At 59.1% G+C, this 17,457-nt stretch carries 15 protein-coding genes and 1 pseudogene; 3 read left to right on the top strand and 13 right to left on the bottom strand.

The features are described from left to right. Positions 1 to 101 precede the first annotated feature (101 nt). Both AC2FL1_RS15390 and AC2FL1_RS15395 read left to right on the top strand, forming a co-directional pair. Positions 102 to 542 (top strand): tetratricopeptide repeat protein, encoded by a 441-nt coding sequence (locus tag AC2FL1_RS15390; RefSeq protein ID WP_496877539.1) that lies wholly within the window; start codon positions 102 to 104, stop codon positions 540 to 542. Between the two features lie 18 nt (positions 543 to 560). Then, the gene (locus tag AC2FL1_RS15395) at positions 561 to 1,166 is read left to right on the top strand and encodes a hypothetical protein (protein ID WP_496877540.1); all 606 of its coding nucleotides are present in this window, start codon (positions 561 to 563) and stop codon (positions 1,164 to 1,166) included. Between the two features lie 497 nt (positions 1,167 to 1,663). On the opposite strand, the gene AC2FL1_RS15400 is transcribed toward AC2FL1_RS15395, so the two are convergent. The 13 genes from AC2FL1_RS15400 to AC2FL1_RS15460 all read right to left on the bottom strand — a co-directional run bounded on the left by AC2FL1_RS15400 (position 1,664) and on the right by AC2FL1_RS15460 (position 17,100). Beyond that, on the bottom strand, positions 1,664 to 2,230 hold the full coding sequence (locus AC2FL1_RS15400; RefSeq protein WP_496877541.1) for a DUF3833 family protein: 567 nt from the start codon (positions 2,228 to 2,230) through the stop codon (positions 1,664 to 1,666). A 279-nt stretch (positions 2,231 to 2,509) separates the two neighbouring features. Further along, positions 2,510 to 3,166, bottom strand: coding sequence for a DUF3299 domain-containing protein (locus tag AC2FL1_RS15405; RefSeq protein ID WP_496877542.1), 657 nt, complete (start codon positions 3,164 to 3,166; stop codon positions 2,510 to 2,512). 20 nt (positions 3,167 to 3,186) lie between these two features. After that, positions 3,187 to 4,563, bottom strand: coding sequence for an ABC transporter permease (locus AC2FL1_RS15410; protein ID WP_496877543.1), 1,377 nt, complete (start codon positions 4,561 to 4,563; stop codon positions 3,187 to 3,189). Next, positions 4,563 to 5,195: an ABC transporter ATP-binding protein gene (locus AC2FL1_RS15415; RefSeq protein WP_496877544.1), complete on the bottom strand. Its 633-nt coding sequence runs from the start codon at positions 5,193 to 5,195 to the stop codon at positions 4,563 to 4,565. The genes AC2FL1_RS15410 and AC2FL1_RS15415 overlap by 1 nt, the downstream gene beginning before the upstream one ends. Before the next feature lie 253 nt (positions 5,196 to 5,448). Then, entirely contained in the window at positions 5,449 to 7,083 is a 1,635-nt protein-coding gene (locus AC2FL1_RS15420) for a M81 family metallopeptidase (RefSeq protein WP_496877545.1), read from the bottom strand. Between the two features lie 72 nt (positions 7,084 to 7,155). Then, complete coding sequence (locus AC2FL1_RS15425; protein WP_496877546.1) at positions 7,156 to 8,478, bottom strand: metal-dependent hydrolase family protein; 1,323 nt, start codon at positions 8,476 to 8,478, stop codon at positions 7,156 to 7,158. Between the two features lie 112 nt (positions 8,479 to 8,590). Next, complete coding sequence (locus AC2FL1_RS15430; RefSeq protein ID WP_496877547.1) at positions 8,591 to 10,090, bottom strand: serine hydrolase domain-containing protein; 1,500 nt, start codon at positions 10,088 to 10,090, stop codon at positions 8,591 to 8,593. 130 nt (positions 10,091 to 10,220) lie between these two features. Further along, positions 10,221 to 11,219, bottom strand: a complete 999-nt coding sequence (gene bla, locus AC2FL1_RS15435; RefSeq protein ID WP_496877548.1) for a class A beta-lactamase — start codon at positions 11,217 to 11,219, stop codon at positions 10,221 to 10,223. Beyond that, positions 11,216 to 11,347, bottom strand: a complete 132-nt coding sequence (locus AC2FL1_RS15440; RefSeq protein WP_496824389.1) for a hypothetical protein — start codon at positions 11,345 to 11,347, stop codon at positions 11,216 to 11,218. The genes bla and AC2FL1_RS15440 overlap by 4 nt, the downstream gene beginning before the upstream one ends. Before the next feature lie 31 nt (positions 11,348 to 11,378). Next, the gene (locus AC2FL1_RS15445; RefSeq protein ID WP_496877549.1) at positions 11,379 to 12,938 is read right to left on the bottom strand and encodes an amidohydrolase family protein; all 1,560 of its coding nucleotides are present in this window, start codon (positions 12,936 to 12,938) and stop codon (positions 11,379 to 11,381) included. Between the two features lie 229 nt (positions 12,939 to 13,167). Continuing rightward, entirely contained in the window at positions 13,168 to 13,833 is a 666-nt protein-coding gene (locus AC2FL1_RS15450) for a DUF3299 domain-containing protein (RefSeq protein ID WP_496877550.1), read from the bottom strand. Between the two features lie 31 nt (positions 13,834 to 13,864). Next, positions 13,865 to 15,514 carry an amidohydrolase family protein gene (locus AC2FL1_RS15455; protein WP_496824395.1) on the bottom strand — a complete coding sequence of 550 codons (1,650 nt, stop codon included), beginning with the start codon at positions 15,512 to 15,514 and terminating at the stop codon, positions 13,865 to 13,867. Between the two features lie 29 nt (positions 15,515 to 15,543). Next, positions 15,544 to 17,100: an amidohydrolase family protein gene (locus tag AC2FL1_RS15460; protein ID WP_496877551.1), complete on the bottom strand. Its 1,557-nt coding sequence runs from the start codon at positions 17,098 to 17,100 to the stop codon at positions 15,544 to 15,546. A gap of 175 nt (positions 17,101 to 17,275) precedes the next feature. On the opposite strand from AC2FL1_RS15460, the pseudogene AC2FL1_RS15465 reads away from it, so the two are divergent. Continuing rightward, positions 17,276 to 17,457: pseudogene (locus AC2FL1_RS15465) on the top strand (AraC family transcriptional regulator); the annotation flags it as partial.

Below are 17,457 nucleotides of genomic sequence, written 5' to 3' on the forward strand. Positions count from 1 at the left end.
GGGGCCCGCGATCGCTGCGAGCATCGCCAGCTCCCCAGTTTGGCCCAGATCAATGCGAAACGCCAAGACGGCCGATAAACGCATCAATGGGAGGGCGAGAAATGCGAAAAATCCTTTCATCTTTGGTGGTAGCGATGTCTATGACGGCTACCGCTTCTGCGTCTGCAGAAGGGTGCAACGCCGAAACACCCATCGAGTCTCGCATAGAAGAGTGCACGAAGGTCATTGAAGAGGCCTCGACAGACAACACTGAATTGGCGATAGCCTTGGCCGTGCGTGGCATCACCTATCGGGATTTGGGCAATCTCCAAGAGGCAATTGACGATTTCGACCGGGCGGTCGATCTGCTGCCGCAAGAGCCCGAAATCAGGTATCATCGCGCGGTCGCATTAAGTTCAGCAAGAGACTTTTCATCGGCAATAAGTGACCTGGACTGGATAATCGGTCAGTATCCGGGGGCGTTCGGAGCATACCTCTCACGGTGTTATGCAAAGATGGAATCCGGCGACCAGTGGGGTGCGATCCACGACTGCGAAAGTTAGCTTCGTATCGAACCAAACTTGGCCGCCGCGTACAACAATTTGGCATTGGCCCTTTATAGGGCCGGCGCCGTACCCCAAGCGCTCAACGATATCGACGTAGCCCTTAGTGGAGCGCCAGAGTATTGGGGCTTCCTGGATACGCGAGCGCATATTCTTGTCGCACTTGATCGGAAAGAAGAAGCGATCCACGAGTTTCAACGGGCGGCGGAGAACGGCGCTGCGGAAGCTGTGGCCCTGTACCAAGCGGCACTACGGGAAAAGGGCTACTACGACGGCCCCAAGGACGGACGATGGTCTGACAGTTTGCAGGATGCCATCAAGACATGCGTGCTTGACGGATGCGGCCTACTCGCGGAGGCCGGAACTCTGCCGGTGTTGGAAGAGGCAGATGCGCAAGGCGGTTTTGATCCGATTTGGGGTTGCTTCTTTGGCGCAGGTCTCGGAGAGGACTCGGTTATGTTGTCCGGCGAAACGGCGAAGACGCTTATCACGCCGGAAGGCGCGACAATCATCGTGATCGTAGACGAAACTGGTGACTCTCACATCATCGCGCGCACCGCTGCTGGACTCTTTACCCCTGAACTCACCGATGCCGCAAACGAGGCATTGGAGGGGTGCGAATAAAGGGTGATCGCGTCACCCTACTAGTCGCAGATCGGCCTTGGGTTGAAGGTTGGAGTTTTGTCAAAATCCACCGTTTTTGACACGGCCGAAACTTTCAAAGCCGACCTTGGCGCAGCCGCAGCGAAATGACGCTTCGTCCCGCGATGTGTGAATTCGACGAAGCCCAGAGTTCGCGCTTGCAGCGAATGACCGGAAAGCGGGCTGCGACCGCAGCATCTTGACCGGCAGGTGAACGGCAGGAATGGGCCGAAACCGTCTTGACGCCGGTCAGGGGTGCGGTGCCCTCTGTTGCATCGCCGCATGACGGCTTCGAGCCCATCGCGTCGCTTGCTGCGCCCTGCTCGAACTGGTGCAATGCGCAATCAGCTGACGGCCTCGTTTCACGAACGTGGCCCAACCATGTGCTCTCGCCCGATCAGATCGCTGCACCGCCGCATTTGCATGCCTGCCGTTCGTGCCTTTTCAAGAACTTGTGCAATGACAATTACTTGGCCCGTTCATCCGCTCGTGCGCCCCCAAAGCGGTTGCATCTCAAAGCGCACGCGCCCGACCGGAATGCCAAAACGTGTCACAATTGCATCGTTGATGACCCTGCCATCGGGATCGAAATAGATGACATCCTCGAAGCCCAGTCTGGTCACGTCATCTCCTGACCGGAAGTCGGCCAAATACGAAAGCCGGATTTCGTTTTCAGTCTCCACGACATTCGCCACCCCTACCGTGTCTTCCCGCCGCCCCGTCCACTTACCAGGCCCTGCTCGGTCAAACACCCATGTCAGGCGGACTTGCTCGCCATCGTCATAGAAGAAATCTTCCACGACCGTGAGGCGATCGCCATCCACTCGACCGTCAAGTCGCGCCTTGAATCTTCGCTCTGCGCCCGTCAGGTCAACTCTAAAGACACCCGCGCCGATTGATTTTCCCGCGAATGCCTGATCGAGTGTGATCGGATCGCGCGGCCCTTTGCATCGTCTTCCGTTGACGCCAGCGCTGCTTCTTTCGCTTTCTGGGTCAGGTTCAAGGCGGCAAGGCGCACAGAAGGGGGCACGCCACAACGCTCCCAAGAAATTCTATTTAATGTCAAAATCTTAAGGGTATAAAGTGGCGGAGGGGATGGGCCTGGCGTCGAACCCTCTCTATCACTTAAGCCATTGATTTTAATATATTTATAAGACTGCTTCTCAAGCAGCGGGTGTTGCGGACGTACTCGTCTGGCACCGCAGGTTGCCTTCTTGGGGGGCATTATCCGACCCATCTCAATCCGATGTCTCGTGGATGCGACGCTTTCGCCGCCACGTGTCGTCCGCCATGCCAAGACACCGATCGGCCCAATGCATCGGCGTTCATCCGCCGTACCTCTCGACCAGCACCGGTTGCATAGAATAGCTCACGGAGACCGGGGCCTGTCCGTCGACATACCCAACGTCCTGAACCGAACTCTGTGCGACCATGGTTCCGGTGATCCAAACGGGGGTGAAGAGTCCGTTTACCTCGATTCCCTCAGGATAGACCACATGGACGACCTGGTTGGCGGGTGGCGGCGGGGTGTGGATGCAGGCCCCGACCGTCGGCACGAGAAGGAACTCGACGGCTTTGCGGTCCTTGAATTGCAGGGGCAGCACATATCCAGGCAGGCGCACACTCGTGCCGACGAGGTCCTCGTTCACTCTGGTGGCCGCAGCTTCGCGTTGTTTCATGATCGCGAGGCGCGCGGCGAACAACCCGTCGACATCGAGGCCGTCCTTGGCCAGTTGTTTGCGTAACGCTTGCGCTTCGGCGCGAGCTTCAGCGTAATCACTCCGCTCCGCCCGTGCTTCGAACCGCAGGATCTGGCGCAAGCTGTCCATCTGGTCATCGGTGAGGTTCTCGAACGGGTTCTCAATCACGGTGGCCGGAGGTGCAAGCGTATCCCACGAGATTTCCTGAGGTTCAGTCGCCTGTGCGAGACCCGGAGAAACGGCAAGCGAGAATATCAAGACGAAGCGGGCGAACATGGTCATGGAGGAATCCCCTTGATTTGTCATAGCCGAACCGACAGCCCGTCGGCCAGCGTCATGCGATAGACCCGGACTGCCGGGATGAGCGAGGCGAGGAGCCCGGCCCAGAAGATGACGAAAAGGGTGGCCAATTCGCGCGCACCGAAGACATTCAATCCCAACCTCAGACCGAAACGAGCGGACAGGATCGGGTCGGTCACGAACGTGGCCAGCGTGAGCAGAACAAGGCCAAGGATCAGTCCCGCCGCGGTGAGGACGGCGGCTTCCGTGACGATCAACGTGAAGATACGCGTTGGTGTGGCCCCAACAGACCGCAGGATCGCGAATTCTCGGCGGCGGGTGTCGAGGGTCGCAGAGAGCATCACCACCATGCCGATCATTCCTGCCAAGGCCACGGCCCACGCCATCAGTCGCATCGCGCGCTCCGCCGTCCCGGTGATCCCCCAAAGCTCGGCGAGCGCGACCGCCGGGAGGACGGCGCTCAACGCGTCGGAGGGGCGTTCGTTGACGGCCCGCTGCAGGCCGAGGACATTCGTCCGATCGATCAGCCCAACGTAGACGGCATTGATCCGGTCCGGTTCGTGACTGTGTTTGACCTCCGTGCCTTCGTGGTCGTCATGCGCTGCATGGTCGTCATGCGCTTCGTGGTCGTCATGCGCTTCGTGGTCGTCGTGCGCTTCATGGTCGTCGTGCGAGTCATCCTCACCATGACCATCGGCGGGCATCGCCGCCGGGTCAAGGGGGTCGGCCAGCGGCGCATCTTCCTGCGCATGCAGAGCGTCGAACCCTTCGAGCGTGACGAAGACCATACGGTCGACGGCGGTACCGGTCGGCGCGAGCACGCCCGAAATGGTGAAGGGCGCGTCGTCGTGCAGGTCGAAGGAAACCTCGCCCGAGCCGTGGGCGTTGACGATCACCGCACCGGGGGCATAGCCGAACCGCGCCGCCACCTCGGCCCCGACCACGGCGGCATCCGCCCCGTCACCGGTAAGGATCGTGCCTGCGGCAAGGGAGAGAGGCTGACCGCCAGAGTGCCGGAAATGCTCGAAATACGATGCATCCGTCCCGATCACCGGATAGCCGCGATGATTATCGCCCATCTGGATCGGGACCGCCCAGGCGACCTCGGGCCGCTCTTCCAGCCACTCGAAGCTCTCCCAGGTCATGCCCGTCCCGGTGCCGCCGACGCCGAAGACGGTGGCCATCAGGATCTGCACCGAATTGCCGCGCGGCGCCACGATCAGATCGATTCCCGAAGCGGAGTTGGCGAAACTGTCGCGCGCGCCGTCCCGGAGCCGTTCAACACCGAGGATCAGCGCGACGCTGAGGCTGATGGCCAGCACGGTCAGGCCGGCGACGAACCGGCGGTTCCACAGGCTGCGCAGGCTGAACCCCAGCATCAGGCTGCGCCCCCGTTAAGGGCGAGGAAATCAACACTACGGTCGAAATGACGCTCCAGGCTGCGGTCGTGACTGACGAAGAGCAGAGCGGTGCCCGCTTCGGCGCATTCCCTTGCCAGCAGGTCGACGAAGGCCGCCTTGGCCGCCTCATCGAGCGCCGAGGTCGGCTCGTCAGCGAGTATCAGGTCCGGCTTGCCGATCAACGCACGCGCGGCGGCAACCCGTTGTTGTTGCCCGACACTGAGCTCGTGGGCCTGCTTCGATGCCAGCGCAGGATCGGACAAACCCAATTCGTCAAGCAGACGTCGGGCTGTTGCCACAGGATCGTCACCCGCGCGCGCTCGGCGGCGCTGTGAGAATGTACAGGGCAGAATGACGTTCTCGAGCGCGCTCAGCCATGGAACGAGATTGAACACCTGAAAGATCATGCCGATGTGATCGACCCGGAACCGATCCCGCGCACCCCCATTTACCGCGCCTACATCCTTGTCCGCGACCAGGATTGCCCCCTTAGAAACATCCACCACGCCTGCAATAGCCGAGAGGAGCGTGGATTTTCCGCTGCCGCTGGGGCCAAACAAGAAAATCCGCTCACCCTGAGCAAGCGACAGGTTTGGTATGCGCAGCGTCACATTTTGTGAGCCTGGCCAATTAAAAGTCAGGTTTTGGACGTGCAATGCCCTCATTCGATACACTCAACTTGGCTACCTTGACACAGCCCTCTTAGTCCAATGGGCCAAAACCCAACTACATGTATGAAGCAGCTGGAGCCAAGGGCCGAAGCCACGTTAAGGCAGGCCACCTTCGCTTTGAGTTGATCAACAACGCCGGCTCGAAGCATTATGAAACAGTATCCTATGGTGGCGTGTACCTTTAGAACTTTTGCTAATTCGCAACAGAAAAAGTTGTGCTCTTGTCGAGAGGGTAGATGGGCTCCGTCAACTGCGTGTGCTCGAAAAGAGTAATATCGCGACTGGTCGCTCCGGGAACATCAACGATCAGCACCTTGTCAGTGAAGTTCTCATAGAACGCTCGGAAGTGATTCCCGCTTTTGACACCTATGACGTCATATTCCTGGATGGCGATGCCATGTGGCCTCGCCTGTGAATCGTCATAAGCCTGCACCAGGCCGGATATGACGATGACATCCACCGTATCCGAGATGACCAGCCTGACTGAGGGACCAAACGTGTAAGGGATACCGTAAGCGGTTCCCCCGCGAACGAACTCGTAGCCATCCGAAATTGACTTGACATAGGCCTTGGTTTTGATTGGTTCGCCCGCAATTGGCTCAAACTTGCCCCCGAGGTTCACATAGATTGTCGCTCCGACACCGGCAGCGACTGCGGCCTGTGCGGTTTCCGGATCGTGTATGGAAATGAAGGCGACCTTACCCAAGCCTTCTGTTTCCAAAAGGGCCCGCAGCAGATGCGTCCCCGAGCCGCCCGCCCCGCCACCGGGATTATCCGCAGCGTCCCCAATCACGATCGGGGTATGGTCGATGATATCGCCCTTCGTCGGCTGTTTGCGTTCGTAGCGGCCGTCTCTGTCGAGCATGGCCAGTACGCTTGTCATAGTTGTGTCTAGATCATTCAGTGGATAAAAGGCGTCCTCCCTATGATCCCATATCCACTGCGACAGCTCGTCCACAAGTTCTTGCGCCAGCTGAGCGTTGTGTTCGGTGGTGACCATCGGGTACACGCCGCAAAAATCGGTGTCCTGGTATGGGAAACCATGCATGACAGAGCAGTTGAGAACACCGGGACGATTTTCGATCTCAATACACTTTTCTTTGAGCTGATTTCCGAAAATGCCTTCCTCTTCGGTATTACTGAGCGGCATCATCAGCGGCACTTTGCGATAGGCCGGGGTGGGATCCGACTCTCCTGCCAGGATCGCAGCCGCACGATACATCGCATCCCTGGCAGCTTCATTCATATCCAGATGAGGATATTTTTTGCAGGCACTGAAGAAATTCATATTATTCTTCATTTTGTCCGTGATCTTGCCATGCAGGTCGCCGGACCAGACGATCATCGTGTCCTTTCCCACAAGTTCTCGGACGGATTCCGCCAGATCTCCTTCAAGATCGGGAGTTTTATCGACAACACCTGCACCGTGTAGAGCGAGGTAAACGATGTCCAATGGCATCTGTGCTTTAAGCGTGTCGAGCATTTCTTTTTTCGCATCACTCCAGAATTGCGCATTCACCAGACCAAAGCTCGAATCTGGTCCGTATATGAGACCCGGTAGTAAGTCCCAGCCGTTTTCCTCGCACACATCTACTGCCCCACCCAAGGCTGTTCCTCTGAGTGCCTTGATTTCATCACCCCGAAAAATACGCATGTTGTCCAGCGTAGTTTCGCCCATGCCTTCTGTGAGGTAGGTGTTTGTTTCATGAAAAAATCCGACACAACAAACTCGTAGTTTTCCGCTTTTTTTCGTTGACCCAAGCGAAGGTGACGATACTGCGGCAATAGCGGCAGAGGCCGCCAGAGTATTGAATGTTCTACGTTTCATGTTTCGTCCTGTTCTCTCAGAATCCTCAAAAAATACTGCAGGCATTTTGGCCAAACGCCCGTAGCAAAAAGGTCACTCGATGGTGTTCTTGTAGATCACGCCGTCTTTCATGATGATTTTCAGGTTATCTACGTTGGTTACCGCTTTGAGGTCTTCAAGCGGATTGCCGTCGACCAGCAGAAGGTCAGCGTAACCGCCCACTGCAACCGTGCCAAGAGTGCCTTCCTGATAGGGGTTGCGCATATCGCCGCTCAGCTCGAACAACTCGCCTGCAGTGCTTGTCGCCATGCGCAGGATCTCGACAGGCTCGAACCAGGGCAGCAAACGCTCCATCTGCTGCGTTTGTTTGGCGAGCTCTTCTTCGGGAAGGAAGAACAGGTCGGTCCCGTATGTCACCTTCAGATCGGGGAAATTCTTGATGGCTTTGTAGACCCGTTCTGTACCCTGACAGACCAGCGCAAGCTTGGAGTTCGAGAAATCATCCAACTGCGGCTCGCTGCAGACTGTGAAGGGCTGGGTACTTAGGAAAACGCCTTCGTCGGACATCCGCTGCAAGGTCGCGTCATCAAGGAGCTGGCCGTGCCCAACGTCCTTGATCCCCGCGTCAATCGCCCGGTTGATGGCGGAAGGGTGATACCCGTGAACGGTGACATAGGTGCCCCAATCGCCAGACGTATCCACGGCCGCCTTGATTTCATCAAAGGTGAATTGATTGCCCAGAAGAGGGTCCGCAGGGGACGCGTATCCCCCGCCGATCGCCAGTTTGACATGGGATGCGCCGTTTTTCAGGTTTTCGCGCACTGCTGCGAGCACCTGATCCACGCCATCCACATTATAGGCATGGCCCTGCCTTTCCCAATCGGGCGTCGTGCCGCCGAATTGAACATGGGGCTCGTTGCCGAACCGGAAGTCGAAATGCCCGGCGGTCTGGCCGATCAAAGCCCCCGGCGTATAGATCCTCGGGCCGGGAATAAGGCCTTCGTCAATGGCGGCCTTCAGACCGAAGACATTGCCGCCCATATCGCGAACGCTTGTGATGCCACGCATCAACATGCCTTCGGCGTCCACAGTCGCGCGGATGTAGCCATAGGAAGCGTGACCCGTCAGCATTCGCATCTGAGAGATAGAGGAATAGGCCAGATGGGTATGTGTGTCGGACAGGCCCGGCATCAGCGTGCGTCCGCTTCCGTCGATCACCGTGCCACCCGCAATCGCCAACGGTTCGGTCGACACTGCGGTGATCAGGTTGTCCGTCACCACCACATTGGCGTTTTCGATCAGGGCTTCGTTCACGCCGTCAAAGACGTTGACGTTGGTGAACAGGATCGGCCCGGAGGCGTCCTGAGCAACCACCGGCAGGGCGACGCTGACGGCAACGGCAAGCGTCGCGGTCAAGGTCTTTGGGTTTAGTTTCCTCATCGGACTTCTCCTGTTGCCGATGCAACGGGTTCGGTGGAGAGTTCAATCTGCGCTGTGCAGGATCGCCCCTCCACCGAACCCGTGGCTCTTACTCAGCCGGTTTGTCGAATGCAGTTCCGGAGAGCGAGAATTCGTCGACCGCCCCGTCGCCCCGAATGAAGATCCGGTGGTTGAATCGCACGTAGTTGAGTTCGCCAGACGGATCTTCGAGCAATTCACCAAGGGCGCCCTCGTTCGGGCCTTCGGTGATGATGAAATAGCCCTCGGCCGTGTTGGCCACATTGGCAGGCGCGGGATCCGCTCCGCTGGTCAATGCGGAGAACTGGACAAACACATATTTGTCGCCCTCTTTGCGGATCTCGATGTTTTGGGAATTCCCCTTGAAGACGCCGACGAAGGGATCGAGCACAGACGGATCAACGCCCGCTGCGACCGGAGAGTCGGCCTCGATTCCCGTGAAGGCTTTGACCATTTTGTCCGCAATCTTGCTGTAGGCTTCGACTCCGCGATCGCTGTGGACCATGATCACTACGGCAAAGTCGTGTTCCGGGATCAGCTTCAGAAAAGACCGCGTGCCGGGCCAATTCCCTCCGTGGAAGGGGCTGGTGACGCCGTCGTAGTCGTGGACGAACCATGTCAGTCCGGTAAACTCGCCGGCCGCAGCTTCGACTGCCGGCGCATGGGCATAGTCCAGCGATTCCATGGACAACAGCTGGTTCCCGGTGGCGTCCTTGCCGTCCAGCTGAAAGCGGGCGTATTTCAGCATGTCGGTAACCGTAGACCGGATTCCGCCGGAGGCAGCGGACTCTCTTATCAACGGAATGTAGTACGGCTTGAGATCACTGATGCTGCCTTCGCCGTAGATCGGCGGATGACCCCATGCATAATCTTTGGCCGGCGGGGTAGCGTCGTAGTTGAAGGATGTCGACTCCATGCCGAGCGGGGTGAGCAGGTTCTCTTCGATCAGGTCCTCGATCGGCTTTCCGCCGGCATGCGACACCACATGGGTCGCGAAGGTGATGCTGGTGTTGTTGTACATCCAGGTTTGATCGAACGGATAGAGCTGCTCGACGTAAGCCGCCTGGAGCATGACCTTCTCGCTGATCGACCCACCCGGAGGAACAGGAAGGAACCCATGGTCGCCATACCAGCCAGCGTGATGGTGGAACAGGTCGACGACCCGCGCTTTCGACGTCGCGTCGGGATCCGCGACCCTCCACCACGGCAGGAGGTCGACGACACGCGCGTTCAAATCCAGTTTGCCCTCTTCGGACAGCTTCATGGCCGTTGTCGAAAGGAAGGTTTTTGTCACCGAGCCGATTTGGAATTGCGTATCAGTGGTAACAAGCTCTCCGGTAGTTACGTTCGTGACACCGAGTCCGGCGCCGTAGGCGTTGGGCCCATGGATGACCCCGATACCAAGTCCCGGGATTTTCAGTTCCTTGATCAGTTCAGAGGCTTCGGCGAGGACCGCATCAAAGGTCGCCTGGCCCTCTTCCTGTGTCATGGCCTGCTGTGCGAGTGCCGGTGTGGCGCACAGTAGCGACGAAACAAGCAGGGCAGGTATTGGTTTCATTCGGTTCTTCACTGGTTTTTTCCTTTGCATTGGAGTCTTCGCCAGATTTCTCCTGGCGGGATAACGATGGCTCTTCCTGGAAGGTTCTGTCTTCGCAGTGCAGGATCGCACAGGCAGAGCGTGCACGGCGAAGTTTCCCCTTTTACTGCTTCGCCATCTGCCCGAGGTAGAAGTAGTCGAACAGCGACCGGGCGACCTCGGCGATGGCACGATCCCTGTCCGCCTCGGATGTCTCGCTGCTCTTGGTGAACACGGCGATGGCAAACCGACGACCGTCGGGGAGCGTGATATAGCCGACGTCATTGGCCACGCCCCCGATGGTCCCGGTCTTGTGCGCCACGGGCGTTCCTCTCGGCAGCAGCCCCTTGAGCCGGCCAGCGCCGGTGCGCGTGCGCGACATGACATCAATCAGGAAGTCGCGGCTCTCGGCGCTCATCGCCATGCCACTGTCGATGGCAAGCAGGAGTTGCAGCATCGCAAGCGGCGTTGCGTGGTCGCGGGGATCCGCCTCGAAGTCCAGATTGCGGTCACTGACGATTGTTGCAAGCTCCGGGTTGGTCTTGAAGGCCTCTATGGCGACTTTCATCGTGGCCGGTCCCGGCAGGCCATAGAATTCGCCGATGATCTCGCCAGTCGTCCGATCGACCCTGAAATCGGTGATCCCGAGCCTGCGCAGGTTTTCGGTCACGGCCGCGGCGCCGCCAGCCAGCCCGATCAAGGTGTCGGTCGCCGTGTTGTCGCTCTCGGTGATCATGATCTCCATCAAGTTCGCCACCGAAAGCTGAAGGCCGGGATGCACGAATGTGTCGCTCAGCGCAGCGTCCCCGATCATCATCATGTCGGGTGTGATATCGACCATCTGGTCGAGGCTCAGTTCCCCCTTGTCCACGCGGTCCATAATCGCAGTGGCGATCGCCACCTTATAGGTGCTGGCCATGGCGAAGGTTTCATCGCCATTCAACGCGATAACCTCGTCGCCGCCGATTTCCTGCGCCGCAAAGCCGAGGCGCCCGACATGCTTCGCCGCGAATTGCTCGATCGCGGCGGCAACGGGCTGCCCGTCTGATGTCTGGGCATAAGCCTGGCCGAGGGTCGCCGCTGCAGAAACCGCGAGAGCCATGATGGTGTTGCCAAGTTTCATTTCAGATATCTCCTTTCTGAGAGATTGGTATCGGAATTGTCCCGTTCTGCGTTGATACCCAGAATCACGCAGCCTGCGCGCAAGACCTGGGCGGGGGACAGCCAGGAGTCGGAGATCAAAAACAGCATGATCCCGTCTCCTCGCCTGGATGCGCCGCGATCAATTGCCACCGTCCGCCGGGATGCCCGTGAAGTCGCTGGGCATCCCGGTCGAGAATTCGGCATTCCAGGCCTCTACCGAGACCGGCACGAAGCGCGGCTTGTCTTCAGGGTCAAACCGGATCGGCTGACCGGCGAAAACAGGCAGCACCTTGTCGTCACGCAACGCGACCTGACCGTTAACGATCACGGCTTTCATGCCCGTTGACGGCACGGCACCCTTCTCGTAGGTCGAATTGTCCGTGAAGCGTTCGGGATCGAACACCACGATATCGGCGACCATGCCGGTCTGGATGCGGCCACGTTCCTGCATCGCCTTCAGACCCGTATCGCCCAGATGCTTGGCCGCGTTGTAGCTGAGGATCGATATCAGCTGCATCATCGGGATGTTGTTTTCCCGACCGAGCCGGATCGTTGCGCCCCGGGCGCCCGCCGCGCGGGGATGGGTGTTGCCGAGCTGGTCCAGCGAGATATCCCACGGGCCGAAGTACGGTTCGGGCGGAAGCGCGTCGCTGCCCACGGTGACGCCCTTCAGCGTTAGCCATTTCGGCGCATCTTCCGCGGGCATCTTGAACACGACAATCGGCTTGGTCGGATTGGCGGCCATGTCGGTCTTGAATGACTCCAGGGTGTAGTACTCGTTCGTGACCGGATCCAGCACGGTATCCTCATAGCGGTTGCCCAACTGCTCGACCCAGCTGTCCGGCTGCAGGAACGACGCATTCAACGTAGTGGATCCGGCAGCGTAGGGATAGATTTCACCCCAGATGTTGTGGCCCTGTTCCTGAAGCTCAACAATCATTTGCTGGGCAAGCCGCCAGCCGGGGTTGTTGAAGTGAAGAACGATCGCCGGGGCACCCAGTGTCAGGGCATTGGCGATGAGTTCCTGCGCACCGTTGTTCTCGGTCGTGTCGGTGCCAAGCGTATAGCGTGTATGCGCGCCAGTCGGGCGGCCATAACGGGCGCCAACCTTCTGCACCTCGAACATCTCGCGGGAAGAGACGCCCTCCCGCATATAGCCCACGGTGCTGCCGATGCCGGGCGCGCCCGCCATCAGACCCTTGTCGATCTCTTCGAGAATGGCGTTGCCCTGTTCCAGGGTCGGGCGCGTCACGCTCCAACCCGGTTTCTTGCGGGTTTCCAAGGCGGCAATCGGACCCTCTATCAGGAAATCGCCCTCTGCCCCGTCGAGCACCACCGCGCGGGCCAGTTCGTGGCTGACCGCGCAGCCATAGTTGGCGTGGGCCACACCGGCACGCGCCTCGTACCAGTCAGCAATATATGATCCTGCACAGCCAGCCTCGAAATCCATGCTGCTGGTCAATCCGTCGCGCAACCCGACCCGGTAGCCGATTGGTGTCTGCCAATGAAAATGGGTATCGATGAAGCCCGGCGCCACGATATGGCCAGTGGCATCCACCGTCTCGGTGCCCGTCAGGGGTTCCTTGCTGATCGCAACGATGCGCCCGTCCTTCACGCCGACATTGGCGAAGTCATCGAACAGGGTTTCGGGATCCATGACCCGACCGTTGTTGATCACCAGATCATAGTCTTGTGCCAAGGCCGGAACGGCACACATGACGCTTAGCAAGAAGGTCCCGGTCAATAGGTGTCTTTGCGTCTTCATTTGTGACTCCATCTCGATTTCGGTTTCTATTGATGGCTTTATTACCAGCCGGGCGATCGTCTTGAATGCGCCCTTGGCGAATTCCTGTTTCCCGGACGCCGCGCCGCCCGGCTTCGCCAACAGTTCCTACATTCCAAAGAAAAAGGGCCGGGCCATTCCCATCTCATCGCTCCGGCAACTCGACGAATTCAGCCTCCAAGGTCCAGCCGCTCAGCATGCGCGACTCGCCGTCGAGGATGAAAATAGTATCATCGCTTGGCTCGACGCGCAGCAGCCCCGACACCCGAACCGGCAGATACAGCGACCCGATCTGTTGATCCGCGCGTAGTCTGACCCTGACGAGTTGGTTCGGCGGTGGCGGCGGAAGGTGGCTGCACATTCCGACCTGCGGCACCAGATAGCCGAACCCGCTGCCATCCGCGTCTGGCGGTGCAGGGATGATATAGCCCGAGATCGAGACCTCGACGCCGTCGAAAATGGGGTTCGTGGCAATGCGGGCGATCTGCCGCTTCTTGGCGACGTCCCATCGCTGCTCAAGCAGCGCTTCCACATCGTGACCGTTCGCTTCAAGCACTTCCCGCGCGGCGGTGCGGCGGGCTTCCAGACGCGTGCGGGTCTCAGCATCAAGATCAGTGCCGGCGAGCTTCTCGTCCGACTGAACCAACAGTTTCAATTTGTTCATCATTTCGACCCCCAACGCTGCGTAAGGGTCGTCAAAGGCCACCGCCAACGGATCAGCCAGGTCGGAAAACTCGATCGATTCCGGCTCTGCCGTGACTTGAGTGGCGGCCAATAAGGCCGCCACAAAGACAGAGATCAAAAACCGCATGTTTCCGCCTCTTTGCTTGGATGCGTCATGATCAGTTGCCACCGTCCGCGGGGAAGGCGCCCGTGAAGTCACTGGGCATCCCGGTCGAGAATTCGGCATTCCACGCTTCTAACGAGACCGGCACGAAGCGTGGCTTGTCTTCGGGTTCAAACTGTATCGGCTGACCGGCGAAGACAGGAAGCAGCACATCGTCCCGCACGGTAACCTGACCGTTAACGATCACGGCTTTCATGCCCGTCGACGGGATGGCACCCTGCTCATAGGTGGAATTGTCCGTGAAGGTTTCGGGGTCAAAGACCACGATATCGGCGACCATCCCGGTCTGGATGCGACCGCGTTCCTGCATCGCCTTCAGGCCGGTATCGCCCAGATGCTTGGCGGCGTTGTAGCTGAGGATCGACATCAGCTGCATCATCGGGATGTTGTTTTCCCGACCGAGTCGGATCGTGGCTCCTCGGGATCCGGCGGTTCGGGGGTGTGTGCCGCCCAGCTGGTCCATCGGGAAATCCCACGGGGCGTCGTACGGCTTTGCACCAACCCCATCGCTGGCCATGGTCACGCCCTTCAGCGTCAGCCATTTTGCCTGGTCTTCGGCGGGCATCTTGAATACGACGACCGGCCTGGTCGGTTCGGATGCGATGGTCGCCTTGTAGGTCTCGAGGGTATAGTACTCATTCGTGACCGGATCCAGAATGGTTTCCTCATAGCGGTTGCCCAGATCGTCGACCCAGCTTTGGGGCTCCAGAAACTCCGCATTGATCGTGGTGGAGCCTGCAGCATAGGGATAGATTTCCCCCCAGATGTTGAAGCCCCTTTCCTGCAACCCTGAAATCAATTCGTGTGTCACGCGCCAACCGGGGTTGTTGAAGTGCAGGACAATCGCAGGCGCGCCGAGCGCGATTGCGTTTGCGATCAGTTCCTGCGCGCCGTTGACCTCGGTCGTGTCGTTGCCAAGCGTATAGCGTGTATGTGAGCCAGTCGGGCGGCCATAGCGTGCGCCAACCTTCTGCACCTCGAACAACTCGCGGGAAGAGATGCCCGCTCTCATATAGCCCGTGGTGCTGCCAATGCCGGGTGCGCCCGCCATCAGACCCTTGTCAATCTCTTCGAGAATCGCGTTGCCCTGTTCCAGGGTCGGGCGCGTCACGCTCCAGCCTGTTTTCGCCCGAGTTGTGTAAGAGGCTACGGGACCGTTTATCAGGTACTCGGCGCCGTCTGACCCGTCGAGCACCATCGCCCGGGCGAATTCGTGGCTGACCGCGCAGCCATAGTTGGCCTGGGTCACACCCGCACGCGCCTCATACCAGGCGGCGACATAGGATCCCGCACAGCCCATCTCGAAATCCATGCTGCTGGTCAACCCGTCGCGCAACCCGAGGGAATATCCGATCGGCATCTGAAAGTGGAAATGCGTGTCGATGAAGCCCGGCGCCACGATATGGCCGGTCGCATCAATGGTCTCGGCACCCGTCAGCGGGTCCTTGCTGATCGCAACGATGCGCCCGTCCTTCACGCCGACATTGGCGATGTCGTCGAACAGCGTTTCCGGGTCGATGACCCGGCCGTTGTTGACAACCAGATCATAGTCTTGCGCGAAGGCCGCTGAAACGGTCAGCAGCCCGGCAATAAGTGTTGTTGTCAAAATGGTTGTTTTTGCTTTCATGGAGTGTTCCTCATCCACAGGTTGCTTTCTATCCGTTTGGAAGAGTTTCAGTTCACCACCGTATTACGGATCGCCCTGCCATTGGGAGCGTCCAGCACCAGCTCGCCATCGCGCACCGAGAAGCCGCCGTTCACGATCACGGTTTGCACGCCCACGGTCGGTCGATTGGCGTTCTCGAAGGTAGCCAGGTCAGAGACCGTGGCGGGATCGAAGACAACGATATCAGCGTCCATGCCCACTTGAAGCCGACCCTTGGTGCGCATTTGCGGCACGCTGTCTTCCAGTGTCTGCGCGGGCAGCAGCGACATCTTGCGGATCGCTTCGGAAAGCGACAATACCCCGCGTTCGCGCACATAGGACCGCAGGATCTTGGTATACGTGCCGGTTGACCGCGGATGGCTGAACACATTGTCGGGCAACGGCCATTCATCGCCTTCGTATAGCAGAATGTTGCCGTTTTCATCGAAATAGGACCAGAGCACGGAATCCGAGGCGATCGCTGTCGCGGGATTCGTCACCGAAACGTCCAGCAAAGAGAGGGCCGCGGGATCTTCCTCGTCCAGGAAATGCCAGACGATGAAGGTGCCGGGCTTGTTGGCCTGATAGTCAGCCAGTTCGTCCTCGGTCATCCGATCCGCGCCAAGCTGGAAGTTGTTGGCGGTCGAGTCCATCCGGTCGCGCCAATCCGGGCCGCTGAACATGGCCGCGCCAACCACGGTGCTGGCTGCGCCGTAAGGATAGGCCTCGGTCGTGACGTTGATGCCCTGGGCCTGCGCCTTTTCCACCAGCGCCATCGTGGCCTTGATGTCCGACAGCGAGGTCGAATTGATGTGGCACAGATGCATGTGCGCGCCGGTGATGGCGGCGAGGCTGATCAGCTCCTGGATCGCCTCGAACGAGCTTTGCGGCTCGGTGTTGCTGGCATAGCGCACATGGGTATAGGTCGGGACATTGTATTTCTTGGCCAGTTCGGCCAGCGCGTAATACTCTTTGTGTCCAAAACCCGGCGCATAGCCAGCGTTGACGCCGATACCGAGCGCACCGTCCTTCAGGCCCTGTTCGAGCAGGGACATGATGCGCACGGATTGTTCCGGGCTGGCGATGTCCTGCTTCCAGTCGGTGCGGCCCTGCGCATCCGTGAAAAACGCCGCCGTGGCCAAGGGATCGGTATCGCTGAAGGTCGCAATCCGGCTGTGGGTCCAGCCTGCGGACGCGCCATAGTTCATCGGCAGTTTCTTCGTGGCCTGATCCTCATACCAGTCGCTGACCGGCACAATGCCGGATTCAAGCTCCAGCGCCGTGGTGACGCCCTCGATGACCTGCATCCGGTAGTCGCCGATGTTCTGGCCATGGGAATGCAGATCGATGAAGCCCGGAGATACGACGTGGCCGGTGGCGTCGATCACCACATCACCCGCCAGCGGAAATTCACTGATCGCCACGATCCTGTCGCCCTCGATGGCGACGTTGCGAATGGCATCGAGACCGGTTTCAGGGTCGATGACGCGACCGCCCGCTATGACGATGTCATTCGCCAGCACGGCCGTAGTCGACAACAGCAGAGCCACCATCGTGGCGGCTCCCAAAGTCCTTGTTCGTAGCATTGACAGGCTCCTGGGCTGACGGAGGTCACGGGCGCCGAGCACGTGACGCCAGAATCTGTTCGTGACTAGCCTGAAAGCTACACTGCCCGCGAGGTCAGGTCTTTGCATCTCATGCCAGCGGTGGCACAATCCGGTCGTCTGGGGTTAACCCCTGAAAGCTGAGGGAAGAGTCCGGATGAGCAAGCGATCTGCCCCGAAATTTACCCGAGCAATGTTGGTTTTGTTCCCGCTCGCCAAGGCATTCGCCTCGCGCGGCGGCGATACCGAAGCTTTGCTTGCCCGCAACAGGATTCCGCTCGGCGCGCTGACCGATCCTGCAATGCTGGTTGAGGCGAGCGCCTGTTATGCTGCCATGGA

It is taken from the genome of Ruegeria sp. YKSF070, from assembly GCF_059612725.1.

What these genes read in the sequence shown, in the direction of transcription:
- AC2FL1_RS15390 (WP_496877539.1), top strand. Translation starts at nt 102, where the DNA reads ATGCGAAAAATCCTTTCATCTTTGGTGGTAGCGATGTCTATGACGGCT.
- AC2FL1_RS15405 (WP_496877542.1), bottom strand. Translation starts at nt 3,166, where the DNA reads ATGACCATGTTCGCCCGCTTCGTCTTGATATTCTCGCTTGCCGTTTCT.
- AC2FL1_RS15410 (WP_496877543.1), bottom strand. Translation starts at nt 4,563, where the DNA reads ATGCTGGGGTTCAGCCTGCGCAGCCTGTGGAACCGCCGGTTCGTCGCC.
- AC2FL1_RS15420 (WP_496877545.1), bottom strand. Translation starts at nt 7,083, where the DNA reads ATGAAACGTAGAACATTCAATACTCTGGCGGCCTCTGCCGCTATTGCC.
- bla (WP_496877548.1), bottom strand. Translation starts at nt 11,219, where the DNA reads ATGAAACTTGGCAACACCATCATGGCTCTCGCGGTTTCTGCAGCGGCG.
- AC2FL1_RS15440 (WP_496824389.1), bottom strand. Translation starts at nt 11,347, where the DNA reads ATGCTGTTTTTGATCTCCGACTCCTGGCTGTCCCCCGCCCAGGTCTTG.
- AC2FL1_RS15450 (WP_496877550.1), bottom strand. Translation starts at nt 13,833, where the DNA reads ATGCGGTTTTTGATCTCTGTCTTTGTGGCGGCCTTATTGGCCGCCACT.
- AC2FL1_RS15460 (WP_496877551.1), bottom strand. Translation starts at nt 17,100, where the DNA reads ATGCTACGAACAAGGACTTTGGGAGCCGCCACGATGGTGGCTCTGCTG.